The sequence below is a fragment of the Streptomyces sp. NRRL F-525 genome, assembly GCF_000716605.1.
In the GTDB taxonomy this organism is placed as follows: Bacteria; Actinomycetota; Actinomycetes; order Streptomycetales; family Streptomycetaceae; genus Streptomyces.
Genome location: NZ_JNXE01000002.1, coordinates 227,372 through 252,624, shown reverse-complemented (window position 1 = coordinate 252,624; position 25,253 = coordinate 227,372). Strand labels below are relative to the sequence as shown.

General features: G+C 71.1%; 23 protein-coding genes. 6 read left to right on the top strand and 17 right to left on the bottom strand.

What is annotated here, in order from left to right; translation table 11 throughout:
• Window positions 1-38: 38 nt before the first annotated feature.
• Window positions 39-530: a nucleotidase gene (locus OO69_RS04260; RefSeq protein ID WP_033279017.1), complete on the top strand. Its 492-nt coding sequence runs from the start codon at window positions 39-41 to the stop codon at window positions 528-530.
• Between the two features lie 37 nt (window positions 531-567).
• On the opposite strand, the gene OO69_RS04255 is transcribed toward OO69_RS04260, so the two are convergent.
• From OO69_RS04255 to egtA, 5 genes are all read right to left on the bottom strand, one after another.
• Window positions 568-783, bottom strand: coding sequence for a dodecin (locus OO69_RS04255; protein ID WP_033279016.1), 216 nt, complete (start codon window positions 781-783; stop codon window positions 568-570).
• Between the two features lie 93 nt (window positions 784-876).
• Window positions 877-1,839 carry an L-histidine N(alpha)-methyltransferase gene (egtD, locus tag OO69_RS04250; protein ID WP_033279015.1) on the bottom strand — a complete coding sequence of 321 codons (963 nt, stop codon included), beginning with the start codon at window positions 1,837-1,839 and terminating at the stop codon, window positions 877-879.
• Complete coding sequence (gene egtC / locus OO69_RS04245) at window positions 1,836-2,615, bottom strand: ergothioneine biosynthesis protein EgtC (RefSeq protein ID WP_033279014.1); 780 nt, start codon at window positions 2,613-2,615, stop codon at window positions 1,836-1,838. The genes egtD and egtC overlap by 4 nt, the downstream gene beginning before the upstream one ends.
• Window positions 2,615-3,955 (bottom strand): ergothioneine biosynthesis protein EgtB, encoded by a 1,341-nt coding sequence (egtB, locus tag OO69_RS04240; RefSeq protein ID WP_033279013.1) that lies wholly within the window; start codon window positions 3,953-3,955, stop codon window positions 2,615-2,617. The genes egtC and egtB overlap by 1 nt, the downstream gene beginning before the upstream one ends.
• Window positions 3,952-5,262 (bottom strand): ergothioneine biosynthesis glutamate--cysteine ligase EgtA, encoded by a 1,311-nt coding sequence (gene egtA / locus OO69_RS04235; RefSeq protein ID WP_033279012.1) that lies wholly within the window; start codon window positions 5,260-5,262, stop codon window positions 3,952-3,954. The genes egtB and egtA overlap by 4 nt, the downstream gene beginning before the upstream one ends.
• Window positions 5,263-5,530: 268 nt before the next feature.
• Between egtA and OO69_RS04230 the strand changes: the two genes are divergently transcribed.
• A complete protein-coding gene (locus OO69_RS04230) occupies window positions 5,531-6,355 on the top strand; it encodes a TIGR02452 family protein (protein WP_033279011.1) in 825 nt (274 codons plus the stop codon).
• A 4-nt stretch (window positions 6,356-6,359) separates the two neighbouring features.
• Here the strand turns inward: OO69_RS04230 and OO69_RS04225 are convergent, their stop codons facing one another.
• The 4 genes from OO69_RS04225 to OO69_RS04210 all read right to left on the bottom strand — a co-directional run bounded on the left by OO69_RS04225 (window position 6,360) and on the right by OO69_RS04210 (window position 10,160).
• Window positions 6,360-6,806, bottom strand: a complete 447-nt coding sequence (locus tag OO69_RS04225) for a type II toxin-antitoxin system PemK/MazF family toxin (protein ID WP_019057621.1) — start codon at window positions 6,804-6,806, stop codon at window positions 6,360-6,362.
• Between the two features lie 62 nt (window positions 6,807-6,868).
• On the bottom strand, window positions 6,869-8,350 hold the full coding sequence (locus OO69_RS04220) for a flotillin family protein (RefSeq protein WP_033279010.1): 1,482 nt from the start codon (window positions 8,348-8,350) through the stop codon (window positions 6,869-6,871).
• 143 nt (window positions 8,351-8,493) lie between these two features.
• Complete coding sequence (locus tag OO69_RS04215; RefSeq protein WP_234444330.1) at window positions 8,494-8,712, bottom strand: hypothetical protein; 219 nt, start codon at window positions 8,710-8,712, stop codon at window positions 8,494-8,496.
• A gap of 26 nt (window positions 8,713-8,738) precedes the next feature.
• Window positions 8,739-10,160, bottom strand: a complete 1,422-nt coding sequence (locus tag OO69_RS04210) for an amidase (RefSeq protein WP_033279008.1) — start codon at window positions 10,158-10,160, stop codon at window positions 8,739-8,741.
• Between the two features lie 237 nt (window positions 10,161-10,397).
• Between OO69_RS04210 and OO69_RS04205 the strand changes: the two genes are divergently transcribed.
• Both OO69_RS04205 and OO69_RS04200 read left to right on the top strand, forming a co-directional pair.
• Window positions 10,398-11,795, top strand: coding sequence for a glycoside hydrolase family 43 protein (locus OO69_RS04205; RefSeq protein ID WP_033279007.1), 1,398 nt, complete (start codon window positions 10,398-10,400; stop codon window positions 11,793-11,795).
• Between the two features lie 69 nt (window positions 11,796-11,864).
• Window positions 11,865-13,124, top strand: coding sequence for a glucarate dehydratase family protein (locus OO69_RS04200; RefSeq protein WP_033279006.1), 1,260 nt, complete (start codon window positions 11,865-11,867; stop codon window positions 13,122-13,124).
• A gap of 11 nt (window positions 13,125-13,135) precedes the next feature.
• Here the strand turns inward: OO69_RS04200 and OO69_RS04195 are convergent, their stop codons facing one another.
• The 4 genes from OO69_RS04195 to OO69_RS04180 all read right to left on the bottom strand — a co-directional run bounded on the left by OO69_RS04195 (window position 13,136) and on the right by OO69_RS04180 (window position 19,270).
• A complete protein-coding gene (locus tag OO69_RS04195; RefSeq protein WP_033279005.1) occupies window positions 13,136-14,506 on the bottom strand; it encodes a Fic family protein in 1,371 nt (456 codons plus the stop codon).
• 57 nt (window positions 14,507-14,563) lie between these two features.
• Window positions 14,564-15,877, bottom strand: coding sequence for an MFS transporter (locus OO69_RS04190; protein ID WP_033279004.1), 1,314 nt, complete (start codon window positions 15,875-15,877; stop codon window positions 14,564-14,566).
• A 510-nt stretch (window positions 15,878-16,387) separates the two neighbouring features.
• Complete coding sequence (locus OO69_RS04185) at window positions 16,388-17,992, bottom strand: purple acid phosphatase family protein (protein WP_033279003.1); 1,605 nt, start codon at window positions 17,990-17,992, stop codon at window positions 16,388-16,390.
• 87 nt (window positions 17,993-18,079) lie between these two features.
• Window positions 18,080-19,270, bottom strand: coding sequence for an MFS transporter (locus OO69_RS04180; RefSeq protein WP_234444329.1), 1,191 nt, complete (start codon window positions 19,268-19,270; stop codon window positions 18,080-18,082).
• 132 nt (window positions 19,271-19,402) lie between these two features.
• On the opposite strand from OO69_RS04180, the gene OO69_RS04175 reads away from it, so the two are divergent.
• Window positions 19,403-20,482 carry an AraC family transcriptional regulator gene (locus tag OO69_RS04175; protein ID WP_033279223.1) on the top strand — a complete coding sequence of 360 codons (1,080 nt, stop codon included), beginning with the start codon at window positions 19,403-19,405 and terminating at the stop codon, window positions 20,480-20,482.
• A gap of 15 nt (window positions 20,483-20,497) precedes the next feature.
• Here OO69_RS04175 and OO69_RS04170 read toward each other — a convergent pair whose 3' ends face one another.
• Genes OO69_RS04170 through OO69_RS04160 form a run of 3 tightly spaced genes read right to left on the bottom strand, consistent with a single transcriptional unit; the run spans window position 20,498 to window position 24,137 of the window.
• The gene (locus OO69_RS04170) at window positions 20,498-21,910 is read right to left on the bottom strand and encodes an aldehyde dehydrogenase family protein (protein ID WP_051800762.1); all 1,413 of its coding nucleotides are present in this window, start codon (window positions 21,908-21,910) and stop codon (window positions 20,498-20,500) included.
• Window positions 21,907-22,788, bottom strand: a complete 882-nt coding sequence (locus OO69_RS04165; protein WP_033279002.1) for an SDR family NAD(P)-dependent oxidoreductase — start codon at window positions 22,786-22,788, stop codon at window positions 21,907-21,909. The genes OO69_RS04170 and OO69_RS04165 overlap by 4 nt, the downstream gene beginning before the upstream one ends.
• A complete protein-coding gene (locus tag OO69_RS04160) occupies window positions 22,785-24,137 on the bottom strand; it encodes a flavin-containing monooxygenase (RefSeq protein WP_033279001.1) in 1,353 nt (450 codons plus the stop codon). Before OO69_RS04160 ends, OO69_RS04165 begins: the two co-directional genes overlap by 4 nt.
• 192 nt (window positions 24,138-24,329) lie before the next feature.
• Between OO69_RS04160 and OO69_RS04155 the strand changes: the two genes are divergently transcribed.
• Complete coding sequence (locus tag OO69_RS04155; protein ID WP_033279000.1) at window positions 24,330-24,953, top strand: TetR/AcrR family transcriptional regulator; 624 nt, start codon at window positions 24,330-24,332, stop codon at window positions 24,951-24,953.
• 53 nt (window positions 24,954-25,006) lie between these two features.
• Here the strand turns inward: OO69_RS04155 and OO69_RS48750 are convergent, their stop codons facing one another.
• Window positions 25,007-25,228: a hypothetical protein gene (locus OO69_RS48750; protein WP_051800761.1), complete on the bottom strand. Its 222-nt coding sequence runs from the start codon at window positions 25,226-25,228 to the stop codon at window positions 25,007-25,009.
• Window positions 25,229-25,253 lie beyond the last annotated feature (25 nt).

The window sequence follows — 25,253 nt, the reverse complement described above, 5'->3', positions numbered from 1 at the left end:
TTGCCGGGGTGGAGGATCCGACTGTCTAGGGTGGGCGGGTGACCGCCGACAACAAGCGCCCGCTCGCCGTGTTCGACCTCGACAACACCCTCGCCGATACGGCCCACCGGCAGCGGTTCCTGGAGAAGAAGCCGCGCGACTGGGACGGCTTCTTCGGTGCCGCGCCGCAGGACCCACCCCTGGCCGAGGGCATCGCGCTCGCGCTGGGGAGTGCCGAGGAGTGCGAGGTCGTCTATCTGACCGGGCGCCCCGAACGCTGCCGGCGCGACACGCTCGCCTGGCTCGCCGCGCAGGGGCTGCCCGAGGGGCGGGTCCTCATGCGGCGCAACGACGACCGCAGGCCCGCCCGGCGCACCAAGCTGGAGAAACTCAAGCAGCTCGCCCGTGACCGCGACATCCGGGTCCTCGTGGACGACGACGAACTGGTCTGCGACGACGCCGAGCGGGCCGGTTTCAGGGTCGTACGGGCCCGCTGGACCTCCCCCTCCGCCGCGCTGGAGGCGGCACAGGAGGGGGAGGGCCGGACCTGACAGTCGTAGAGCCGTAGAGCCGTAGCCGCTACGGCCGTCAGTCCTCGTCCTCGATGCGGAAGCCGACCTTCAGGCCGACCTGGAAGTGCTCGATCTGCCCGTTCTCGATCTGGCCCCTCACCTGGGTCACCTCGAACCAGTCCAGGCTGCGCAGGGTCTGCGCGGCGCGGGCGACGCCGTTGCGGATGGCCTGGTCGATGCCCTCGTGAGACGTGCCGACGATCTCGGTGACCCGGTACGTGTGGTTGGACATGCGGGTACTCCTCTCGGCCGTGACGGGCGCGTCACGCGTTACTCCACCGTGCCCCACGGCGCGGCAGTGCGCGAGACGGCCCGTCACCCGATGTCAGCGCACCACGCTCAGTGACAGCGCGAAGCGTCCCTCCCGGTCGGTCCACCAGTGGGTCAACTCCAGCCCGGTGGCGGCCAGTTCGGACCGCACGCCCTCCTTGCGGAACTTCGCGGAGATCTCGGTGCGGAGTTCCTCGCCGGCCGTGAAGTCGACGGCGAGATCGAGCGCGGGGATCTTCACGGTCTGGTCCGTGCGGGAGCGCAGCCGCATCTCGATCCACTCGTTGTCGCTGTCCCAGAGGGCGACGTGGTCGAAGGCGTCGGCGTCGAAGTCGGCGCCGAGTTCGCGGTCGACCACGGTCAGGACGTTCTTGTTGAACGCGGCCGTCACTCCGGCCGCGTCGTCGTACGCCCTGACCAGGACGTCCTCGTCCTTCACCAGGTCCGTGCCGAGCAGCAGCGCGTCACCGGGGGAGAGGAGCGAGCGGAGTCCGGCGAAGAACGTGGCGCGTTCCGCCGGGAGCAGGTTGCCGATCGTGCCGCCGAGGAACGCCAGCAGACGCGGGCCCGGGGTCGCCGGCAGGGTGAGGTCGCCGGTGAAGTCGGCGATCAGGGCGTGTACGTCGAGACCTGGGCGCTCCTCGATGAGGGCGTGCCCGGCCTGCGTGAGCGCGCTCTCGCTGACGTCGACCGGGACGTACACGGCCAGGCCGGTGAACGCGTCCAGCAGGTGGCGGGTCTTGTCCGAGGACCCGGAGCCCAGCTCGACGAGCGTGCGGGCGCCGGTCGCGGCGGCGATCTCGCCGGCCCGGTCGACGAGGATCTCCCGCTCGGCGCGGGTGGGGTAGTACTCGGGCAACTCGGTGATCTGCTCGAAGAGTTCGCTGCCGTGGGCGTCGTAGAACCACTTCGGCGGGAGGGTCTTCGGGGTGCTGGTGAGGCCCTCCAGGACGTCGGCGCGCAGAGCCGCGTCGGTGGCGTCCTCGGGCAGGGTGCGGGTGAGAAGGAACGGGCTCACGTGCGGGGCTCCTTCGACGGTGCGGGTGCTAGGTCCTTCAGGGGGGTGAGGAGGACCTCCGTGCGGGTTGCGGTGAGCAGAGTGCGGTCGGGGGCCTCCTGCCAGTGCGGGTCGTCGTCGTAGGGCTCGGACGCTACGACCGTGCGGCGGCCGGGCTCCGAGAGGTACCAGAGGGTGTCGCCCCAGGCCGTCGCGGCGATCGAATCGCCGTTGGTGAGAAGGAGGTTGAGGCGGGAGCCGGGGGCCGCGTGGGCGACCTCCGTCACCGTGTCGGCCAGGGCCTGGCCCTCCTCGTCGCCCGCCCGCAGCCGGTTGAGGACCAGCGCCCAGACGAACGCCGAGTCGCAGCGGGCCTCCAGCGACAACAGGTCCACCGGCGGCAGGCGTTGGGCCAGCGCCGCCAGTGTCCGCGGCCAGCCGGTGACCGCGCCGTTGTGGCTGAACAGCCAGGGGCCCGCGGCGAACGGCGCCGCCGCGGCCTCCCCGTCGGCACCCGCGAACGTCGCGTCGCGTACGGCGGCCAGCAGCGACCCCGAGCGGACCACGCGGGCCAGGTCGGCGAAGGACTGGTCGCCCCAGATGGGTACGGCCCGCCGGTAGCGGCCCGGTACCGGGTCGCCCTCGGCGTACCAACCCACCCCGAAACCATCGGCGTTGACCGTCCCGTGCCGTTGGCGTCGAGGCTCCCAGGACTGGCGGTACAGGCTGTGCTCCGGGTCCACGAGGAGCCGGCCGAGCGGCTCCTCGGGTCCCAGGTACGCCAGATGACGGCACATCAGACGGCCCCCGAGCGGGCGGTGCGGAAGCCGGAGAAGATCTGCCGCCGGATCGGATAGTCCCAGTTGCGGAACGTGCCCCGGCAGGCCACCTCGTCCACGGCGAAGGAACCGCCCCTCAGCACCTTGTACTCCGGGCCGAAGAACACCTCCGAGTACTCCTTGTACGGGAACGCCTTGAAGCCCGGGTAGGGCAGGAAGTCGCTCGACGTCCACTCCCACACGTCACCTATCAACTGGCGTACGCCGAGGGGTGATTCGCCTGCGGGATAGCTGCCTGCGGGTGCCGGGCGCAGATGCCGTTGGCCGAGGTTGGCGTGCTCGGGTGCCGGGTCGGCGTCGCCCCACGGGTAGCGCATCGAGCGGTCGCTCGTCGGGTCGTGGCGGGCCGCCTTCTCCCACTCGGCCTCGGTGGGCAGTCGGCGTCCGGCCCAGCGGGCGTAGGCGTCGGCCTCGTACCAACAGACGTGTACGACCGGCTCGTTCAGCGGTACCGCCTCCGTGACGCCGAACCGGCGCCGCAGCCACTGGCCCGCCTCCCGACGCCAGAACTCCGGCGCCGTAAGGGAGTTGCGGCGGACGTGCGCCCAGCCCTCCTTCGTCCACCAGCGCGGGTCGTCGTAGCCGCCGTCCTCGATGAACGCCAGATACGCGCCGTTCGTCACCGGGGTCGTGTCGATGTGGAACGGGGCCACCTCGCGCCGGTGCGCGGGCCGTTCGTTGTCCAGGGCCCACGGCTCGGTGGAGGTGCCCATCGTGAACGGGCCGCCGGGGACGAGGACTTCGGACGGGCCGGTGAACAGCGGGACCGGCTCCGGGTCCGGAGCCGTCAACGCCTGCGGACCCGTGCGGAGTTGATGGGTGATCAGCATCGTTTCGTCGTGCTGCTGTTCGTGCTGGGCGACCATCCCGAAGGCGAAGCCCAGGTCGGTCAGCTGCGTCCCGCGGAAGGCGTGGCTCGCCAGGATGTCCGTCACCCGGCCGCGCACCTCGGCCGCGTACTGCCGGGCCTCCGCGGGCGGCAGCAGGGGCAGCGAGGGACGTTCGGAGCGCGGGTGCTCGAACGCGTCGTAGAGGCCGTCGATGTCGGGCCGCATCGCGTCCCGGCCGCCGACGGCGCGCAGCAGCCACAGTTCTTCCTGGTTGCCGATGTGTGCGAGGTCCCAGACCAGCGGGGACATCAACGGCGAGACCTGGGCGGTGAGTTCGGGCTCGTCGACGCAGCTCGTGAGGAGCGTGGTGCGGTCCCGGGCGGTGGTCAGGGTGGTCAACGCCCGTTGCCTGAGCGCCTCGATATCGATGTCAGCGGAGGTGTCGGCGGCGGTGTCGGCGTCGGTCATGTGCGGATGTCCTTCCCGTGCGGGCGGCTGTCCGTGCCGCGCACGCGGTCGAGCAGGTCGTCGGCGGGGCAGCGGCCCCGGACGACATAACGGTCGAAGTACGCGCGGACGGCGTCCGTGACCCCCGTGGTCGCGCCGAGGCGCGGCAGGGCCTCCAGGGCCGCCGCGAAGCAGACGAGGGCGACCTCGTGCAGCTCCGGGTCGGACAGCCCGTAGCGGGCCGCGTCGATCCACAGCGGATTGTGCGGCGCGGGCAGCCCCTGGGTCCGTTCGGCCAGCGGCTTCACGGCCCGGTAGGCGGTCTCGGCGGCCTCGGGGTCGTCGAACAGCGCGGTCGTCACGGCCAGCGGCACGATCCAGCCGTCGTCCCCGGGCTGCGCGTCGATCATGCGCAGTTCGAGATGGCCACGCGGTCTGACCGGCGGGAACAGTGTCGAGACGTGGTAGTCGAGATCCTCACGGGTCGGCGGCCTCGGCGACCCCGACCTGATCCACTCCCGGAACGTCAGCTCCTCCGGGACCTCCCACGGGCCGCTGTCCTGCCGTATGCACATCACCGGCGAGTCCAGGACGTGGTCCGTCCAGGCGTCGCGCGGCAACGCGTCCAGGGTCGGACCGCCCGCGCGGCCGGGGCCGATCTCCATCCAGATCAGCTGCCGGGTGGAGCGCCAGCCGGTGGGGCTGCGGCCGACCAGCGGGGAGTTGGCGAACGCGGCCACCAGGACCGCGCCCAGCTGGTGCGCCAGCCACCAGCGCCGCCCGAGGCCGAGCGGACCCGGCTCCTCGTAACCGGCGTCCAGACACACCTGCACGGACGCCGAGGTGCACATCATGCGGCGGCCCGCGGGCCCGGTGCGGTCGAGGCAGCGCTCCATGGCGTCGTAGCGCGGCTCGTGCAGGAACCGGCGCGGCGGATGCCAGGGATCGTGACCGACGCCGACCAGCCCCAGGCCGTCGCGGCGCAGCACCGCGCGGACGGCGTCCAGGTCTTCGGAGACGGAACCGATGCACTCCATCAGGGAGGCGGCGGGCGACGAGCTGAGTTCCAGCTGGCCGCCGGGCTCGACGGTGAGCGCCGACCTCAGAGGCACGGTCTTCAACGCGGCGTACGCCGCTTCGAGTCGTTCAGTTGTCACGGGGAGCTGCGGCAGCCGCAGCTCGTGGACGAGCCATTCCACTTCGACCCCGAGCGTGCGGGGCGGACCGGTCTTGAAGCAGATGCCCCTGACCAGGGCCTCCACCTCGGGTTCGGTGACCGCGGTACGGGGCTCCGTACAGTCGCTACAGTCACTTGCCGTATCGGACATGTCGGGATCCTCCTGAGATTCCACCATGCCACCGGCCCGGTTTCTGTTGGGCCCGGGTCGGCACACTCGTACCACCCAAGACCCTCGCGGCTGGTCGCACAAGGGTGCGTATTGCCACGTTCGGGATCGGTAATCTCCGGTTCGCCGGCCGTTCGCGGGGCCCGGAAACTCCGTTGCACCGCACGACCAGCATCGCTCAGGATGAAGGTATGAGCACGACGGGGGAGATCGCGGGGCGCGCGGTCATGGCGTACACGGGGGTTATGCCATGAGCGCGCGCCTTCGCGGTATCGCGCAGCAGACCGAGCAGATCGTCGAGGCCGGGAGCTACCGCGCGGCGGACGGGCGTGAGGTGTTCATCGCCGCGGAAACCGAGGCGGCCCGCGCGGGTACGAGCCTTCACGGGCCGGAACCGGTGCGGATACCGCTGTTCTCACCGATGGAGACATCCTTCGAGGTCACCGGCGAGAGCAGCCTGGAGGCCGCCCGCCGCCTCACCGGCCCGGTCGCCGTCCTGAACTTCGCCTCCGCCCGCAACCCGGGCGGCGGTTTCCTCAAGGGCGCACAGGCCCAGGAGGAAGCCCTGTGCCGCGCCTCCGCGCTGTACACGTGCCTGCTCGAGGCCCGCGGTTTCTACGACCACCACCGCGCCCACCGCGACCCGTTCTACACGGACCGGGTCATCCACTCACCGGCCGTCCCCGTCTTCCGCGACGACAAGGGCCGCCTCCTGGACGAGCCGTACACCGCCGGTTTCCTGACCGCCGCCGCACCGAACGCCGGGGTCGTCCTGCGCACGGCACCCGAGCGCGCGGCCGAGCTGCCGCACGCCATCGCCGTCCGGGCGGAGCGGGTGCTGGAGACGGCCGTGGCGCACGGCTACCGGAGGCTGGTCCTGGGCGCCTGGGGGTGCGGGGTCTTCCAGAACGACCCGGCGCAGGTCGCGGGCGCCTTCCACGCGCTGCTCGGGCCGGGCGGACGGTTCGCCGCGGCCTTCGAGCACGTGGTGTTCGGCGTCCTGGACCGCACACCGGGTGCGACGGTCCGGGACGCGTTCGTACGAGCCTTTCCGGAGCGCCAGCTCCAGAGCTAGCCGCTCAGGTCCAGCCGTAGCGCTCGTGCAGCCGGTGCCGGACGAGGTTGAAGCGCATCTGGTCGATCGCGCACGCCTCCCGGCGCATGCCGTCCTCGTGCAGACGCAGGACGCGGTCCACGTCGACCCACGAGTCGCGGCCGGACTTGTCCCAGGGGCCGCTGCCGATCGCCACCCACTCGCGGTCGCCGTCGTGGCGCTTGCTGGACAGCTGGACGGCGAGCAAGGTCCCGCCGGGCTCCCGGGCCACGACGAGGACCGGGCGGTCCTTGCCCCGGCCGTCGTTCTCCTCGAACGGCACCCAGGTCCAGACGATCTCGCCGGGGTCGGGGTCGCCGTCGTGCGCGGGGGAGTACTCGGTGCGGACCTTGCCGACCTCACGCGGGTCGGCCTCGGTCGTGGCGGAGGGGCCGAAGCGGCCCGGAACGTTCTCATCGGTAAAGGCGGTCACGGAGGCACCTTAGAACGTGCCTCCGTGACCCCGGACGCCGGGCGCCCGTCAGACGATCACCGCTACTCCTTCTCCACCGGCACCTTCTGCGACGGCGGAGCCGTGCTCCCGTTCAGGGCCGAAGTCCCGTTCGGGGTCTGCCCGTTCTGGTTCATCGAGGAGAGCAGCTGGCGGGCCAGGCCGAGACCGGTACCGCCCATGGTGAGCGCCTTGGCGAGCATCTCGGCCATGCCGTCGGCCCCGTTGAGGACCACCATGTTGTCGACGCTGCCGAACGCGGACGCGCCGGCCTTCACGATCTCCGGCCAGTTCTCGGCCAGTTGCTGCGCTACGACGGCTTCCTGGTTCTCGGCGAGGGCCGCTGCCCGCGCCTTGATGGCCTCCGCCTCGGCGAGACCCTGGGCCCGGGTCGCCTCGGCGGCGGCCAGACCCTTCGCCTGCGCGGCGGCGGCTTCCGCCTCACCGGTCGCCCTGGTCGCCGTAGCGGCCGCGGCACCCCGTGCCTGGGTCGCCTCGGCCTCGGCGATCGCGGCCGTCTTGATCCGGCTGGCCTCGGCCGTGGCCGCCAACTCGGTCTCCTTCGCCTTGGCTTGGGCCGCGGAGATCCGCGCGTCACGCTCGGCCTCGGCGCGCGCCCGGGTCTCGTAGGCCTGGGCGTCCGCGGGCTTGCGGACGTCCGCCTGGAGCTGCTGTTCCCGGCGCAGGGCGTCGAGTTCGGCGATCCGGGTCTCCTGGACGACGACGTCCTGCCGGGCGGCGGCGTCCGCGAGGGGTCCGGCCTGTCGGGCCTTCGCCGCCGCCTTGTCGCGCTCGGCCTGGTAGCCGGCCTGGAGGATCTCGCTGTCCCGGGTGGCCTCCGACATCCGTGCCGCGGCCTTCTGTTCGGCCTCGGTGGCCAGCCGGTTGGCCTCGGCCTGCGCGATGCGCGCGTCCCGCTGTACGGCGGCGGCGTGCGGCATCGCGAGGTTCTTGATGTACCCGGTCGGGTCCTCGATCTCGTGGATCTGCAGCGAGTCCACGATCAGACCCAGTTTCTCCATCTCCGTACCGCACGCGGCACGGGTCTGGCCCGTCAGCTTCTCCCGGTCGCGGATCATGTCCTCGACCGTCAACCCGCCCACGATGGAGCGGAGATGACCGGCGAACACGTTGTGCACCCGCTCCGACATCATCTTCTGCTGGTCGAGGAAACGACGGCCCGCGTTGGCGATCGACACGAAGTCGTCGCCGACCTTGAAGATGACCACGCCCCGCACCTTGAGCGGAATGCCCTGCGTGGTCACACAATCCACGTGCAGCTCGGTCTCGTTGAGGTCCAGCGAGATCTTGCGCACCGCCTGCACACCGGGCAGCACCAGCGTGCCGCGCCCCGTGACGATGCGGAACCCCATGCCCTCTTCAAGGCCTTCGGTGCGGTGCTTGGAACCCGAGATGATGAGTGCCTCGTTGGGTTCCGCAACCCGCCACATCGACTTGAACAGACCGATCAGTACGAGAACGGCGACAACCGCCGCCCCCGCTACGACGCCGATGACCATCGGCATACGCCCCCTTTTGAAGGTGCCCTTTCGGCACCGAACGAAGGGAGTGTGCGCCTGTGCGACACCGGGGTACAGACGCTGACGGATCCTTGTTGCAATCTTGACGCATACGCCCCTGGACAGCTCTCACCTGCGACGGAGGCAGCTCAACTGTCGTATGCCTGCGTGACGTAGACCGTCCTCGGCGGCAGGTACTCCACGACCATCACCACGGTCCCCCGCTCGATCCGGTCCGTGCCGGTGGCCGCGTACGCGAGGAAGTGCTCGGCGCCCCCGCGCACCCGGACGATCACCTCGCCGACGAGCCCGGGCCCGACCGTCCCGGTGACCCGCCCCATCAGCCCGACCATCGACGCATCCTGCATGGTCACAGGGTACGGGCCCAACCCGCCTATGCCGCCGGGGAATCCGCGGTGACCGGCTCCGGCCACCTCTCGTGCCAGCGCAGGTCCGCCTCCAACTGCGCGGCCAGGGACAGCAGGAGAGGCTCGCTGTTCGACGGGCCCAACAGTTGGGCGCCGACCGGGAGTCCGCCCGCCACGAAGCCCGCGGGGACGTTGACGCCGGGCCAGCCGAGGATGTTCCACGGCCAGGCGTAGGGGCAGGCGGCGACCATCGCGCGGTCGGTGGCCAAGCCGCCCAGGTCGAGCATCGCGCCAACCAGGGGCGGGGGAGCGGCGGTTGTCGGCGCGAGGACCAGGTCGTACCTCCCGAAGAACGCCCCGAACCGGTCGTGCAGGGCCGCCTCCGCGCGTCGTGCCGCCCGCAGCGCGGCCCCGCCGAGCCGTCGGCCCAGGCGCGCGGCCTCCAGGGTGCGCCGGTCGAGAAGTTCGGGGTGCGGCGCCTCGCGGACCCGCTCGGCGATACCGGCGGTGGCGCGGGGGAGGAAGGTCAGCCCGATCTGCCCGTACGGCGGATCGTCCTCGACGACCGTGTGGCCCAACTGGGCGAGTTTCTCCGCGAGTTCGAGGACCCTGGCCCGGACCTCCGGCTGCAGCCGGGCGGGCAGGGCGGTGAACGGCGGCTTCAGGGAGAGGGCGATGCGCAGGCGGCCGGGGTCGCGGCCGACCGCCTCCGACAGGGTGAGCGGGGGTGGGCGGTGCAGGTCCCCCGCGTGGTTGCCGCTCGCCGCGTCGAGGAGCAGGGCCGCGTCCGCGACCGTGCGGGCGAGGGTGCCGTTGACCGTGATGCCCTGGAAGGACTCGCCGCGCGGCCAGGTCGAGATGCGGCCGCGCTGCGGTTTGACGCCGATGAGGTGGGTCCAGGCGGCCGGGATGCGCACCGAACCGGCGCCGTCCGAGCCGAGCGCGGCCGGCACCAGCCCCGCGGCCACCGCAGCCGCCGATCCTCCTGACGAACCCCCGGGCGTATGACGGGAGTTCCACGGATTGCGGGTCGCGCCGAACGCGGGCCCCTCGGTGAACGGCCACTGCCCGAACTCGCAGGTGTTGGTCTTCCCGACGACGACGGCACCGGCCGCCCGCAGCCGCCGTACCGCCTCCCCGTCTTCGGCGACCAGCGGGAACTCGCCCCGGCAGCCGAACGCGGTCGGTTCGCCCGCCACGTCCATGTCGTCCTTGACGGCGACCGGCACGCCGAGGAGCGGTTTGCGTACTCCGGCGGCCAGTTCCTTGTCCGCGGCTTCGGCCTCGGCGAGGGCCGCGTCCCGCCGTATGACCCGAAAGGCGTTCAGGGAAGCCTGAGTTGACTCGATCCTGGCCAGAGTCTCCTCGGTGAGGGCCCGTGCGGTCACCTCCCCGGCGGCCAGCGCTCGGGCGGACTCGGCCAGGCCTGCGGAACGGTCGGGCGTCATGCGGCACCTCCGGAAGCGCGTGGTCTACCGAACGGTAACGTCCGGGCGGCCGGTGTGGTGCGGATGCGTCAACTTCCCCCGGGGCGCGGGTGGTTCGGCCCTCGCCACAGGCGTCCCACAGAGATCATCCAGCATTGCGCAAACCATTGACGTGCTCCTGACCCACCCCTACCTTCTGACCGAATTCACGAACTGGGTTCGATATGACGAACATCCGAGTCTCCGGGAGAGCCGCCCGTGACCACACGTCCCCCCACGCCGTCCCGACGTACCCTGCTGCGCGCGCTGGCCGTCCTGCCCGCCTCGGCGCTCGTCCTGGGCGAGGCCCCCGGACTGCTCGGCACGGCCCTGGCCGCCGCCCCGGCGAGCGGTTACGCCACCCGGTACACGATCGTCCCGTTCCTCGACAGCGACGACGGCACCGTCAACGTCTACCAGTCCGACGACGCCACCGACTTCCGCCTCGTCCAGGCCTCGGCCTACACCCCGCCGAGCAACCGCATCCGCGACGCGAGCGTGTTCAAGCACACCGACGGCTACTACTACCTGACGTACACCACCCACACCTGGGAGGACGTCAGCACCACCATCGGCTTCGCGCGCAGCGCCGACCGGATCAACTGGACGTTCCTGTACGACTACACGGTCCCGATCACCAACCTGTCGCGCGCGTGGGCGCCCGAGTGGTTCGTCGACAGCGACGGCAGTGTCAACGTCATCGTGTCCTGCTCCACCACCGACGACGAGTGGATCTTCACGCCATACCGGCTGAAGGCGACCAACTCCGCGCTGACTGCGTGGAGTTCACCGGTCGCCCTGTCCGGCATCGGCCCCAACCACATCGACACGTACATCGTGCGGATCGGCTCGACCTACCACGCCTTCACCAAGAACGAGACGGCGAAGTACATCGAGTACGGCACCGCCACCAGCCTCACCGGCCCCTACACGATCTCGAGGACCGGCGACTGGGCCGGCTGGGGCAGCTACCGCGAGGGCCCCTCGGTCGTACAGCTCGACAACGGCGGCTGGCGGATCTTCTTCGACGGCTACGGCGACGGCAACTACTACTACAGCGACAGCTACGACACCTTCGCCACCTGGTCCGCGCCGACCGCGCTGACCACGCTCTCCGGTACGGCACGCCACTTCACGGTCATCAAGGAGACGGTGTCCGGCGGCCCGAGCCTCGCGACCGGCGTCACCCGCTCGTTCCAGTCCGCCAACTACACCACCCGCTACTGGCAGGAGGTGTCCTCGCTGCTCAACCTGCCGGTGGTGACCAGCTCCAGCACCACCGCCCTGAAGCAGGCGTCCACGTTCACTGTTGTTGCCGGCCTCGCCGACGCGACCGGCTTCTCCTTCCGGGACTCGGCCGGCAACTACCTGCGCCACTACGACTTCCGGGGCCGCTTCGACACGAACGACGGCACGGCGACCTTCGCCGGGGACGCCACGTTCTACGCCCGGACCGGCACCACCACCGGTGCGCTGCGCTTCGAGTCGTACAACTACCCCGGCTACTACCTCCGCCACTACAACTACCAACTCCGGGTGGACCCGACGGACGGCACGGACCTCTTCCGGACGGACAGTTCGTTCGTGCCCGTGACGGCGTGGGCCTGGGCCACATGACTGTGATCCACCGGAACGGGGCAGGATGCGAACGGAATTGATCAGCCATGGCCTGGAGGCGCTGGGCGCATGAGCAGTACGGCAGCGACACGGATCCGCGAGCTGATCGTCACCCCGATCGCCTTCCGCGACCCGCCCCTCCTCAACTCGAACGGCGTCCACGAGCCGCTGGCCCTGCGGTGTGTCCTCCAACTCGTCCTGGAGGACGGCACCGTGGGCCTCGGTGAGTCCACGGGCGGCGAGGTCCGGCTGGAGCGACTTGAGGTGGCGGCGAAGGTCGTCGTAGGCATGGACGTCTTCGATGCGACGGCTGTCGTCGCCGCGATCGACGCCGCCCTGCTGCCGACCGTGCCCAGCTCCCACGAACGCGGCTGGACCAGCTCGGCGGTCGAGGTGGCGTGCCTCGACGCCCAGGGCAAGCTGCTGGGACGGCCGGTCAGCGATCTGCTCGGCGGCAAGGTGCGCGACGCCGTGCCCTTCGCCGCGTACCTCTTCTACAAGTGGGCCGAGCATCCCGCGCTCGACGGCAGGCCCGCGCTGGGTGACGACTGGGGCGAGGCGCTGGACCCGGCCGGGATCGTCGAGCAGGCCCGGCTGATGCAACAGCGGTACGGCTTCCGGTCGTTCAAGCTCAAGGGCGGCGTCTTCCCGCCCGACGAGGAGATCGCCGCGATCAGGGCACTGGCCGAGGCCTTCCCGGGGCAGCCGCTGCGGCTGGACCCCAACACGGCCTGGACGCCGGAGACTTCCACCTATGTGGCCCGTCAACTGGACGGCGTACTGGAGTACTTGGAGGACCCGACCGCCACCATCCCCGGCATGGCGCGGGTCGCGAAGGAGTCACCGCTCCCGCTCGCCACCAACATGTGCGTGATCGCCTGGGAACATCTGCGGCCCGCGATCGAGCAGCACGCGGTCCAGGTCCTCCTCACCGACCACCACTACTGGGGCGGGCTGCGCCGGACCCGCGAACTGGCCGTCGTCTGCGAGGTGTTCGGGCTCGGGCTGTCCATGCACTCCAACTCGCACCTGGGGATCAGCCTCGCCGCCATGACCCATGTCGCGGCGGCCATCCCCAACCTCGACCACTCCTGCGACACGCACTACCCGTGGAACTCGGCCGACGACGTCATCGTCCCCGGGGTACTGGAGCTGCGCGATGGCGCGGTCAGGGTTCCGACCGGTCCCGGCCTCGGCGTGGAACTCGACCATGACGCCCTCGACCGGCTGCACCGGCTCTACGTCGAGTCGGGTGTGCGTGGCCGGGACGACACCGGCTACCTGCGGCGGGTCCGGCCCGACTACGAACTGAGACTCCCGCGCTGGTGAACTCGCCGTGTTCAGACGGTAATCGAGGCGGCGCGGCGCCGGGTCTCCGTGAGGTGGGTGTCGACGTACCGGCACATGATCACCCCGCTCTGCGGGTTGTCGGCCGCGAGGCTGATACGGCGGAGCAGGGTGACCGAGTCCAGGGCGACGCCCTCGCGGGCCAGCACGAAGACGAGGGCGAGGAAGGCGGAGCGGGCGTTGCCGTCGTCGAAGGGATGGAAGAAGCACACGTCGAGACAGACGCGGGCGGCCCGGGCGGTCAGCGGGAGGGGCCGGTCGGCGTCCCGCGTGCTCTCGGCCAGGCAGGCGTCGAGGCGTTCACGGGTGTCGGGGCCGATGCCGTAGCGCTCCCTGCCCTTCTTGGCGAAGGGCGGCAGGGTGCGGAACGACGGTGGTTCGGGTGTGCCGAGGACGTGCTGCTGCCAGCCGCGCAGCAGCTCGAAGTCGAGCGTGGCGCCGCGCGCCGCGTCGGCCCGCACCAGGTCCAGGGCGGTGAGCAGGCCCTCGCCGCGAGCGGTCGACAGGGTGCGGTCGAAGGCGCGCATGTCCTCCGCCGCGCCGTCGCGCAGCGGAACGACCGGCTCGTCCCCGCCGCCGTCCGGGGCGTCCTCCCACGCCACGGTCTCGCGCATCGCGAGCCAGCTCCGCAGATGGTCCGGCAGGGGGCCGGGGTCGGGCGGCCGTACGGTGTCGTCGGGCCGTAGCGAGAGTGCGAGGCGCTCCGCGACGTCGTCGAGCAGGACCCGGTCGGGGCCGGTCCAGCTCTTGAACCGGCCGTCGATCGCCTCGTCGACCAACTCCCGTGCCACATCGGGGTCGACGTGCCAGCGGCTGAGGAACCAGGTGAGCACCTGACAGCAGTGCCCGTACCAGGCACTGCCGGAGCCGGTGCGGTCGACCACCTGCACGATGAGGTTCCGGGCGGCGCACTCCCACAGGATCCGCTGGTCCGCCACGTCGGTCAGGTCCAGCGGGTACGCCTCGAAGAGATCGGCGAGCCGCTCGAGCCAGTCGCGCCACTCGCACAGCCCGGAGACCACCCGGTCGAGGGTCTCCTCCGATGTGGTGAGCGAGTACCTCGCACGGGACCAGCTGCCGACCGGCCCGCCGTCGAAGTCCCCCTCGTCGTGCGCCCAGCGCCAGCCCACGGCCCAGTCGCCGTAGTGCTCGGCGAGAGCGTACGACATGGCGTCGGCCCAGGGCTCCGCCACCTCCCAACCCCACTCGTGCAGCACGGGATCGCCGTGGCCGACGTCGGGGCGGGTCGGTATCCGGCGGGCCGGTCCGAGTGAACGCACCACCTCCGCCGCCGAACCGGGGTCGAAGGGATGACGCGCGGGGTCCACCTCGTCCCAGTCCAGATCACGCGGGTTCAGTTCCATGTGCACCGCGCAAGCCTGCCCACCTCACGGCCCGCGTTCAACCGAAATAGCGCCGGGTCAACGCGTGCTTGTGGAGGGCTCGTTGGGGAGCATCGCGGGCGTCGGCCGGTCGGCGGACGCGCGTAGCGTCGGCTCCGTGCGCAGCCGTACGAAGGTGATGGCCAGGGCGATCGCCTGGACGAGGGCGCAGCACAGGACGACCGTGTCGAGGTGGGTCGGCGGGGTGACGGCCACGAGGATGCCGGCCACCGGGAAGGGCAGCAGCAGGAGCAGCATGGTCAGGGAGAGCGTGGTGCCGAAGGCCGTCGCCGGGATGACCAGCGAGCGCAGGGTGCGCAGGACGACCGTAAGGCCGCCGTCGCCCGCCATGAACAGCGCGATGAGGACCATGTAGGCGGCGTAGGACGGGGCTTGGGGCAGGGCGAGGCAGGCCGCGGAGGCGAAGGTCGCGCAGACGACCCCCACGCCCCAGAGGTCGATGCGGCTCAGGGCGAGCCGGCAGCAGGTGACCGCGAGGAGGGTCGCGGCCGCGGCGGCGGACCACAGGGTGCCGACGTCGGCGGAGGAGCGGCCGAAGTTCTCGACCACGATGATCGGGCTCGCGGACTGGAGCAGGCCGAGGGCGAGATTGGAACAGGCCAGGCCCGCCACCAGCCAGCGCAGGGCGGGGAGTTTGCGCAGCATGCGCAGCCCGGTCCGCATGCTGCCGGGGGTGCGTTCGCCGACCGGCCGTCCGGCGCGGAGCGGGGTGGGCGGGGTCTGGAGTCCGAGGACGGCCGCGAGCAGGGACAGCCCGGTCAGGCAGCCGAGCATCCAGCCCGGGCCGACCAGCAGCAGGAAGCCCGCGAGCAGGGGGCCGACGAGCATCGCGGTCTGGTCGATGCCGATGAGGACGGACTGCACGCCGTGGGGCCGGTTCTCCGCGCGCCGGGTGACGATCGCGCCCACGGCCTCGTTGGCGACGAAGCTGAACTGGGTGAGGGTGCCGGTCACCGCGGCCAGCACCAGCACGGTCACCGTCTCCGCGGTGCCGCGCGGCAGCATCACCAGCGCCACGGCGGCCCCCGCGAGGACCAGGGCGCGCAGCAGCGAGGCGAGGAAACACACGATCGCGGCGCCGCGCCGGTCCACCACGTTGCCCGCCAGCACGAACGCGGCGATCCGTGGCGTCCACTCCAGGGCGAACGCCAGGCCCGTCAGCGACGAGGACCGGGTGATCGCCAGGACCAGCAGCGGCATGGCGTACGTCGACATGGAGAACGCCAGGGCGTCACTGGTGCGGGGTGCGTAGATCCGTCGGAACAGGCTGCCGGACGGAACGGCTGCATGGCGACCGGCGGGGGGCCGGTCCTCGTGCAGGGTGATGGCCACGGAATGGAAAGCTTTCAGTGAGGCGTATCACGGAGGGGGAAACGGTTGGTACCGACCTGGGGCGAAAAGAATTCGCGGAGGCGGGGAGAGGGGAAAACGCCTATGGCTAACGTCAGTTGAGGCGTGAAATATAGCGCAGTCAAATGAGATTCGGCATATCCCGAGCGGACATCTCCGCACGGCGTACGCCTCACCTCCCCGTACCTGGAAGGCGGAAGGAGAAAAGAAAGCCGCTTTGTCGCAAATAGGGTGCGGGGATGCTATGCATTCACGGCATTTCCAGTGCCACCTGCCGTTACGGGCGGAAGAAACCGGCTCCGTCGAATCGTCCGGCGTTCAGGAGTTCGTCGGGCAGTGAGTTCTGGGCATACTGCCGCAACTCCTGCTCGGCCAAGGCGAACGCGGCAAAGGACTGGCGGTCGTCGAAGGCGCCAGTCTGCTCATGGCGCTCAACGCGAATGCCGAAGCGGCGGCCACCGACACGACGTCGGTGGCCGCCGCTCCACGTCCCTAGTGACCGTGCCCGGCCTTCTTGACCTTGCGGGACACCGTGAACCGGTCGACCTCGGCGCCGGTCGCGGCCAGCGCCCGGACGGTGAGGGTCGTCGTACGGCCGGGCGTGGCGGGTTCGACGTCGACGCGGATGAACGAGTAGCCGGTGTAACGGACCCGGGACCAGTCCACGTTCTCGGTGACCTGGCCGTCCTTGCCCGTCCAGTACGTCGGCACCGAGTCGATCGCGTCCTCGTGGCCCTCGTAGCTGTCGGCGACCGGGAAGCTGTACACGCTCTCGCCGCCCGCGCCCGCCGTCACGTAGACGACACCACCGCGGGTCGGCTCGTGGGTGCCGCCGATCGGCAGGGTGCGGACGGCCTTGTCCTGGACGACCGGGTCGGTGCGCTCGTAGACGTGGTTGTGGCCGTTGACCACGAGGTCCACCTGGTGCTTCTCGTACAGCGGCACCCACTGCTCGCGCACCCCGCCCTCGGAGGCGTGCGAGCTGGTCGTCGAGAACGCGCAGTGGTGGTGGAAGACGACGATGAAGTCGACGTCCGTACGGGCCCGCAGCTCGGTGAGCCGCTTGTCGAGCCAGGCGGTCTGCTTGCCTCCGGTGTAGCCCTTGTTGGCGGGGATCTCGTACGACACGTCGTTCGCGTCGACCGAGACCACACCCACGTTGCCGTGGACGAAGGAGTAGACGCCGGGAGCTGACGTGGCGTCAAAACCGTTGGTGGGCAGGGTGAAACGGGCCTCGTTGCCGCCGTAGCCGTTGGGGGAGTACCAGGACTCCATGTCGTGGTTGCCGAACGCCACCATCCACGGCACCCGGCTGGAGAGCGGCTCGATCTGCGCGAGGAACGAATCCCATTGGCGGGCGTCGTAGTTGCTCGCGTCAGCGGGCAGCCCGTGCCCGGTCTCCTCCGCGTAGCAGATGTCGCCCGCGTGGAGGTGGAAGGCCGGATTCTGCGCCTGCACAAGGGCGTTGAGGCCGATCGAGGTGTAACTCGGGTTCTGGTCACCGAAGGCGGTGAACGTGAACGGCCGGGTGCTGTGGGTGCGGGGCGCGGTCCTGAAGGAGTAGACGGTGTGCGCGGCACCCGCGTCGGCCGGGTCGAAGCCGTCGTGACCGACTCCGTAGTAGTACGTGGTGTCGGGGCTCAGGTTGTCCAGCGCCGCGTGCACGTAGTACTGGTCGATGTCCGCGCTCTTGCCGATCCCGGCCGGGGTGAACAGGTCGCGCACCTCCGCCGGTATGCGGTGGCTCAGGTCGAGGGGGCTGCGGCCGATGCGGAGGAAGGGTTTCCGCACCGGGAGCGGCACCTGCCAGGACACCCGCATCTGCGTCCGCGGATCGGCGCCGTAGGCGATGTGTCTGCCGAACGGCGCGACCAGCGAACCGTGCACGTTCGCGGTGGCGGAACCCGGCACCAGCGTGGGCGTCGCCGCCGCCGCGGCACCGGCGGCGCCGCCCGCGAGGGCGACCCCGGTCGCGGCGACCGCGCCACCGCGCAGCAGACCGCGGCGGGAGAAGGCGCGGCGGAGGTACTCGTGTTGCTCGGGCATGCTCAAGGTGTCGGCGAGCCGTTCGGGAAGGCCCATACGAGGAGTGTTCATGGGCGCGACGCTGGCAGCGGCGGTTGAACGACCGATTGCCGCATGCCCATGGGCCGGCCATGTCCCGCCCATTGCCTGGCTCGTTTCCTATGCCCCGGATGTCCCCGGCGGCCGCGTGAAGTGGCGGGCGGCGGTCAGGACGAGCACCGCCAGCGCCGCCGGTGCCGCGTACGCGAGCCGGAACTCCCCGGTGGAGCCGAGGAGTCCGCTCACCGCGCCGCCGGTGACGACGCCCGCGTAGTTGAAGAGGTTCAGCCGGGCCAGCACCGTCTCCGACGCGGCGGGCCGCAACCGCGCGGCGGAGGCCAGACACAGCGGCGCCAGCACCGACGCCCCCAGCCCCACAACTCCCGCCGCCGGCACGGCGAACGCCCAGCCCGGAGCCATGGCGACACCCACCAGCCCACCCGCCACCACCAGGGCGGCCGTCCGGACGACGGCACCGGTACCGACCCGCTGCACCAGCCGGTCCACGGTCGCCCGCCCGACGACCGTGCCCGCCTGGTACGCCGCGTAGGCCATCGGCGCCACCGCGAGGGACGCGCCGAGCGTCTGCCGCAGATACACCGCCGACCAGGCGGAGACGGTCGAGTCCACGACGTAGACGACGAGCAGGACCAGCCCGAAGGGCAGGATCCGCAGCCACAGCCGGCGCCCCAACGGCGGCTGTGCAGACGGTACTTGGGAGGAGGGAAGGGTGTGCGTGCGCAGGCAGAGGGCGACGACGAGCAGGACACCCGCCTGCACGGCCAGTCCGTCGCCGACGGACCGGTCCAGCCGGGCCACCCCGGAGGTGAGCAGCGCCGCGAGCACGCCACCCACGCTCCACGCCGTGTAGAAGGACCCGAAGACGCTACGGCCGTAGGCGCGCTCGATCGCGGCGGCCCGGGTGTTGATCCCGACGTCGAGGCCGCCGAGCGCGAGGCCGAAGAGGACGTACGCGCAGATGACGGACTGCGGGCCGGGAGCCCAGCCGATCAGCGGGAGCGCGATCGCGGCCGTCAGCAGCGCGCCGCGCACCGTGGCGACGGGACCGGCGACGCGGACCGCGGCCAGCCCCAGGAAGCTGCCGACCCCGGCCGTCAGGGCCACCCCGACCAGCGTGGCCGTGGTCAGGAGCGGGGACAGTCTCAGGTGTTCGGTGACGGCGGGGACGGTCGTGTACACGGCGGCGACGGACATGCCCTGCGCGGCGAACGCGAGGGTCGTCGCCCTTCGGGCACCGGCCCGGTCGGCGGGGCGCCCGACCCGGGCCCGGCCCGGAGTGCTGACTGACATGCACAGACCGTAGTCAGCCGTGGCGGGACGGACGCAGGACGCCGGGGGCCGTTGAGGGGACTTCGGCGGCCAGCACCCGCGACCGCTGCCGCCCGGGTGCTTACGGTGGTCGCCCACGAGGAGGTGAGCGCGATGTTCCCAGCCCCGGCCCCGGCGGACCCGCACGGGACCAGCCGCAGCACGTCGGCGACGATCCAGCCGAACATCCTGCGCTATCTCGTCGTCGTCGCCGACGCACGCGGCGTCGATCTACGGCCCCTGCTGAACGAGGTCGGCCTGGACGAGACCCTCATGCGCTCGGCCGCGCTGCGGGTGTCGTACCGGCAGGGCAGCGCGGTGATCCGGCGCGCGGTGGAACTCACCGGGGACGAGCGGCTGGGCCTGCGGGTCGGCGCGTCACAGCATCTGACCGCGTGGGGCCTGCTCGGCTTCGCGCTGATGGCCGCCGACACACTGCGGCACGCCATCGAGACCGGCGTGAAGTACCAGAACCTTTCCGGAGCAATGACCGTGTGGTCGACGGGAGTTGGCGACGACGGCGCCTTCGTCCTGCGCGCAGACCTCCCCGACCCCGCCGTCGACCCGAGCGTGGCGTCCTTCCTGATCGAGGAGGGGTTCGCCTCCGTCGTCACCCTCTCCCGGCTCGCCATCGGCCCGGACTTCGCCCCGCGCGTGGTCGAGTTCTCCGCACCGCCACCCCGCCAACACGAGCTCTACGGCGCCCTGTTCGGCTGCCCGGTCCGCTTCCGCGCCCCGGCCGACCGCATCGTCGTCGACCCCGCCTGGGCCGCCGCCCGCATGCCCGGCCGCGACCCGGTGACGTACGCCTCGACCCTGGAGACCCTCGACGCCCAACTCGCCTCCCGCACCGACCAGCAGGACCTCCTCGAAGTCCTGGAGGTCTCCGTCGCGCAGAGCCTCCCGGTGATCCCGTCCTTCGGTGAACAGGCGCGACGGCACGCGACGAGCGAACGCACACTGCGCCGACGGCTCGCCGACTGCGGCACGACGTACGAGGCACTGGCCGAGGGCGTACGCCGGGAACGCGTCGAACAGCTGCTGCTCCGCCCGGAGTTGACGCTGCGTGAGATCGCGCGCCGAGCCGGGTTCTCCGACGAACGCGCCCTGCGCCGAGCGGTGCGCCGCTGGCACGGTACCTCCCCGGTCCAGCTGCGGGAGCACCTGCTCCGGGCGGCGACGCACCGCGAGTGACCCGTCAGCGGATGGTCAACGGGTGCGTATCCAGACCGTCTTCACCCGCGTCCACTGGTCGAAGGCGTTCGTCGACTTTTCCACGCCACCGAACCCGGACTGCTTCCAGCCGCCGAAGGGTGTGGTGATGTCGCCCTCGCTGTACGCGTTCACGGAGACCACGCCCGCCTCGATGCCCCGGGCCAGCCGCAGCGCGGTGTCGAGGTCACGGGTCCAGACCGAGGCGGCGAGCCCGTACTCGGTGGCGTTGGCCAACCGCACCGCCTCGTCCTCCGAACCGAAGGTCTCGACGGTGACGACGGGACCGAACAACTCCCTTGTGAGTACGGCGCTTTCGGCGGGGGCGCGGGTGATGACCGTGGGCGGGTAGTACGCGCCGCGTGCGGGCAGGCCGTGGGGGAGTCCCGCGGTGTGGATCTGGGCGCCGGCCGCCCTGGCGGCATCCACGGCACCGGCGACCCGGTCGAAGGCGGCGCGGCTGATGAGCGGTCCCTGCTGGGTGCGCGGGTCGGCCGGATCGCCGATGACGAGGTCCCGCGCGGCGGCTGTGAACCTCTCGACGATCTCGTCGGCGATGCTGTGGTGCACCAACACCCTTGAACCGGCGGTGCAGTTCTGCCCCATCGTCAGGAACGCGGCCTCGATCATGTCGCCGATGAGCTCGTCGCTGTAGGAGAGCGCGTCGGCCATCAGCACCTGCGGACTCTTGCCGCCCATCTCCAGGGAGACGCGCTTGAAGTTGCTGTCGGCGGCGGCCTTGAGGATGTGGCGGCCCGTGGCGGTGGAGCCGGTGAAGGAGAGGGCCTGGACGAGGGGGTCGCGGGCGAGGGCCGCGCCGGCTTCGGCGCCGTAGCCGGGGAGGACCGTGAGTACCCCGTCGGGCAGACCGGCCTCGGTGGCGAGGGTGGCCAGGTGGAGGGCCGAGCGCGGGGTCGCCTCGGCGGGTTTGAGCAGAAGGCAGTTGCCTGCGGCGAGGGCGGGGCCGACCTTCCAACTCGCCATCGCCAGGGGGTAGTTCCAGGGGAGGATCGCCGCGCCCACGCCGACCGGCTCGCGGGTGATGAGGCCCAGGCCGTCGGGTCCGCTCGGCGCGACCCGGCCGAAGACCTTGTCCGCCGCCTCGGCGAACCAGCGGATCGACTCGATCGCGCCCGGCACGTCCCCCGTACGGCACTCCGTGATGGGTTTGCCCGCGTCCTCGCTGTCCAGCCGGGCGAGGATCTCGGCGTCGCGTTGCATGAGGTCGGCCAGGCGCAGGAGTACGGCGCCGCGTTCCCGGACCGGAAGTCGCGACCAAACTCCGGAGTCGTAGACGTGCCGGGCCTGTTCGGCGGCCTTGGTGACGTCGTCGGCGCTCGCGGCGGGGAGGGTGGTGATCGGTTCGCCGGTGGCGGGGTTGACGATGGTCAGTGTGTCGTTCTTGGTCATGCCTCCTCCACCAACTCCCAGCGTCCGTCGGTCTGTCGGGCCAGTCCGCGGCGGCGGAGTTCCTCCAGGTAGCGGGCCATGCCGCGGTCGCCGCGCTTGCGGAACAGGGGGAAGATCCGGGGCAGCAGGTTCGGTACGAGCATCGCGCAGCGCACCAGACGGGACTCACCGGAGCGGGGGTAGGCCTCCAGGCGGGGCTTGTCCAGCAGGCTCACGACGGCCGTGACGACGTTCGCGGGCTGTTGGGGTGGGTCCTGGAACTGCATGGAGTTGCCGCCGTCCACGGCCTCCTGGCGCAGCATCCGGGTGTCGGTCGCCGAGGGCAGTACCGACCCGGCCAGGATGCCCTTGCTCCGCAGGTCGAGGCCGATGGCGAGCATCGCGCCGCGCAGTCCGAACTTGGACGCCGTGTAGATCGGGGTCTCGCCGAGCGGGAAGATCCCGCCGAGGGAGACCGTGGTGACCACCCGGGCATCGCGCGAGGCCTTCAGCAGGGGGATCGCGATCCGGGTGGCGACCAGGGGGGAGGTCAGGTTGAGGGTGATCTCCCGCTCGATGCTCTCCACGCTGCGCACGTCGAAGCGCTCCGAGCTGGTCATGCCCACGTTGTTCACCAGCACGTCGATGCGGCCGTAGACCTCGGCGACCCGCTCGAACAGCCGCTCCAGATCGGCGCGTTGGAGCAGATCGCAGCCGACGCCGGTGTGGCCGAGGCCGGGTAGCTCAGCGGCCACCTTCTCCGCGCGGACCCCGTCGATGTCGACGACGACACAGCGCGCGCCACTCGCCGCGAAACGCCGGCACAGCGCGCTGCCGATGCCGCCCGCGCCGCCGGTGACCAGCATGACCCTGTCGGTGAAGTCGAACCTCCTGCTCATGCCGTGGCCTCCACGCGCTCGGCGGCGGGCCGCACCGGCGGCGCCTGGCCCTCGGTGCGCCAGCCCATCTGGCGGGCGACCTTGCCGAGGTACTTCACGAACGCCCCGCTGTCGACGTAACCGGTGTGACGCGGCGAGGCGACGAACTTCAGTCCGCCGGAGAGGTCGGGCCGGTCGGCGCGGATCATCTGGGTGAACCGCTCGGCGTTGGGCAGACCGTGGCGCGCGTCGTTCAGATACCCGGCGATCAACTGGGCCTGGCTGTCGAAGAGTTGGTAGGCGCCGGAGTTGGTCTCCACGAACCCGATCCCGAACAGGCCCCGGTGCTCCCGCGAGAACGACGACAGATACAGGTCGGGATGCTGCTCGTCGCCGAAGTACCGCTGGGCGACCGGGACTTTGTGGACGTAGCCCGTCGCCAACAGGATCAGGTCGAAGTCGTCGCTCGTGCCGTCCGTGAAGTGCACGGTGCTGCCCTCGGCGCGGGCTATGCCGGGCCTGGCGGTGATGTCGCCGTGCTGGAGGTGGTGGATCAGCATCGAGTTGATGGCCGGGTGGGTCTCGAAGAGCCGGTGGTCCGGCTTCTGCAGGCCCAGGCGCGTCGGATCGCCGTTGACGAACCGGAGCAGGCCGCCGAAGACACGCTGTGCGAGCCACATCGGCAGGTGCGGACCGCTGTTGGCGATGGTGTCCACGGGCCGCCCGAACAGGTGCTTCGGGATGAACCAGTACCCGCGCCGCATGCTGATCACCGCGTGGTCCGCCGTCCGGGCCGCGTCGCAGGCGATGTCGCAGCCGGAGTTCCCCGCGCCCACGACCAGCACCCGCCTGCCCCGCAGCTCCTCCGCGCTGCGGTAACCGGCGGTGTGCCGGACCTCGCCGCTGAACTGCCCGGGAATCTCAGGGATGTTGGGGTGCCACTGCGAGCCCGTGCACACCACGACCTGCCCGTGCAGAGTCTCCTGCCCGTCGGCCCGGACGACCGTCCAGGTGCCGTCCGCGTTCTTCTCGACGCTCTCCACCCCGGCGCCGAACTCGATCCGGTCCGTCAGCCCGTAGGCGTCGGCGAAGGACCGCAGGTACGACAGGATCTGCCGGTGCGGCGGATAGTCCGCGAAGTCGTCCGGCATCGGGAAACCGCCGAAGCCCGACAGGGTCCTGCTGGAGATGAAGTGGGCCGACTCGTACATCGGCCCGCCCGGGTTCTCGATGTCCCAGATCCCGCCGAGCCCGGTGTGCCGCTCCAGATGCGTGTACGGCAGGTTCCGCTCGGCGAGGGCCCGGGCGACGGCCAGCCCGGCAGGTCCCGCCCCGATCACACACGTGTCCAACTGGCTGTCTTCCTTCACGAGCCTGCCTCCTCGTTCGTCCCGTTCGACGGGTGGTGGAGGAAACGTATGCACTCGCTGAGCTGCCCGAACTGACCCACGCGGCCAGGGACCGGACCTCAGCGGCCGCGACGCGGTCACGGGCGTAGGGCTGCACGGATCCCGACTTGTTCGGACGACTTGTTCGTTGGACTCAGTCGGTATGATGGGGCCATGGCTCACGTCTCCGCGGCCGAGCGCCGCCCCCAGCTCATCAAAGCGGCCATCGACTTCATGACGAGGGAGGGGGTCGCGGCCGGCAGCACGCGTGCCATCGCCGCCGAGTTGGGGGTCGCCCAGGCCACGGTGCACTACACCTTCGGTACGAAGGAAGGGCTGTACCTCGCGGTCATGGAGCAGCTCACGGAGGATCTCGTGGCGCAGGTCGAGCGGGCCGCGCCGGCCGACGGAGGGTTCGAGGAGACGGCGAGCGCGTTGGTGGCCGCGCTGTGGCGGACGGTGCGTGAGCAGCCCGAAAGCCATCAACTCCTCACGGAACTGACCATGTTCGCGCTCCGCTCGCCCGCTCTGAGCGAGGCCCTCGAAGCCCACTACCGGGGGGTGACCGTGGTGACCGCGAAGCTGATCACCGAGGCGGCCGAGCGCACCGGCCAAGTCCTTGCCCAGCCCGTGGACGCGATCGCGCGGTTCTTCCTCGCCGGCTTCGACGGGCTCATGCTGCAACACCTCGCGCTGCCCGACGAGGAGGCCGAGCGCACCTGCCTCCAGGCCTTCGTGGCCGCCGTGGTGGCGATGGCGGGCGGACGGCTGGAGCTGGTGCCGGTGCCGCTGGGCTGACGCGGCGAAGGGCGCCCTCGTACGGTACGAGGGCGCCCTTCGCGTGTTGCCGGTCAGCCGTGCGCGCCAGCGGTCTCGGAGCGGATCAGGGTGTTCAGGCCGGCCATGGAGGTGCGCATGTTTGCGCGCATGCCCGGTCGCTGTATCCGGTCGAGGAGGAGTCCGGCCGGTCCGAGACCGATGACGTACTCCACCCGGTAGGTCATCCGCGTGGCCTCCCTCCCGTCCGCGTTCCGGGTCGACTCGAACTCGAAGACGCTGGTCACATCCTTCATCGGGGCGAACCCGACGCTGGTGTCG

Bases quoted from the DNA above. Each gene is read 5' to 3' on its own strand.
- OO69_RS04255 (WP_033279016.1), bottom strand. From the start codon at position 783: ATGTCCAACCACACGTACCGGGTCACCGAGATCGTCGGCACGTCTCAC.
- egtC (WP_033279014.1), bottom strand. From the start codon at position 2,615: ATGTGCCGTCATCTGGCGTACCTGGGACCCGAGGAGCCGCTCGGCCGG.
- egtB (WP_033279013.1), bottom strand. From the start codon at position 3,955: ATGACCGACGCCGACACCGCCGCCGACACCTCCGCTGACATCGATATC.
- egtA (WP_033279012.1), bottom strand. From the start codon at position 5,262: ATGTCCGATACGGCAAGTGACTGTAGCGACTGTACGGAGCCCCGTACC.
- OO69_RS04230 (WP_033279011.1), top strand. From the start codon at position 5,531: ATGAGCGCGCGCCTTCGCGGTATCGCGCAGCAGACCGAGCAGATCGTC.
- OO69_RS04220 (WP_033279010.1), bottom strand. From the start codon at position 8,350: ATGCCGATGGTCATCGGCGTCGTAGCGGGGGCGGCGGTTGTCGCCGTT.
- OO69_RS04215 (WP_234444330.1), bottom strand. From the start codon at position 8,712: ATGCAGGATGCGTCGATGGTCGGGCTGATGGGGCGGGTCACCGGGACG.
- OO69_RS04210 (WP_033279008.1), bottom strand. From the start codon at position 10,160: ATGACGCCCGACCGTTCCGCAGGCCTGGCCGAGTCCGCCCGAGCGCTG.
- OO69_RS04200 (WP_033279006.1), top strand. From the start codon at position 11,865: ATGAGCAGTACGGCAGCGACACGGATCCGCGAGCTGATCGTCACCCCG.
- OO69_RS04195 (WP_033279005.1), bottom strand. From the start codon at position 14,506: ATGGAACTGAACCCGCGTGATCTGGACTGGGACGAGGTGGACCCCGCG.
- OO69_RS04185 (WP_033279003.1), bottom strand. From the start codon at position 17,992: ATGAACACTCCTCGTATGGGCCTTCCCGAACGGCTCGCCGACACCTTG.
- OO69_RS04180 (WP_234444329.1), bottom strand. From the start codon at position 19,270: ATGTCAGTCAGCACTCCGGGCCGGGCCCGGGTCGGGCGCCCCGCCGAC.
- OO69_RS04175 (WP_033279223.1), top strand. From the start codon at position 19,403: ATGTTCCCAGCCCCGGCCCCGGCGGACCCGCACGGGACCAGCCGCAGC.
- OO69_RS04170 (WP_051800762.1), bottom strand. From the start codon at position 21,910: ATGACCAAGAACGACACACTGACCATCGTCAACCCCGCCACCGGCGAA.
- OO69_RS04165 (WP_033279002.1), bottom strand. From the start codon at position 22,788: ATGAGCAGGAGGTTCGACTTCACCGACAGGGTCATGCTGGTCACCGGC.
- OO69_RS04155 (WP_033279000.1), top strand. From the start codon at position 24,330: ATGGCTCACGTCTCCGCGGCCGAGCGCCGCCCCCAGCTCATCAAAGCG.
- OO69_RS48750 (WP_051800761.1), bottom strand. From the start codon at position 25,228: ATGAAGGATGTGACCAGCGTCTTCGAGTTCGAGTCGACCCGGAACGCG.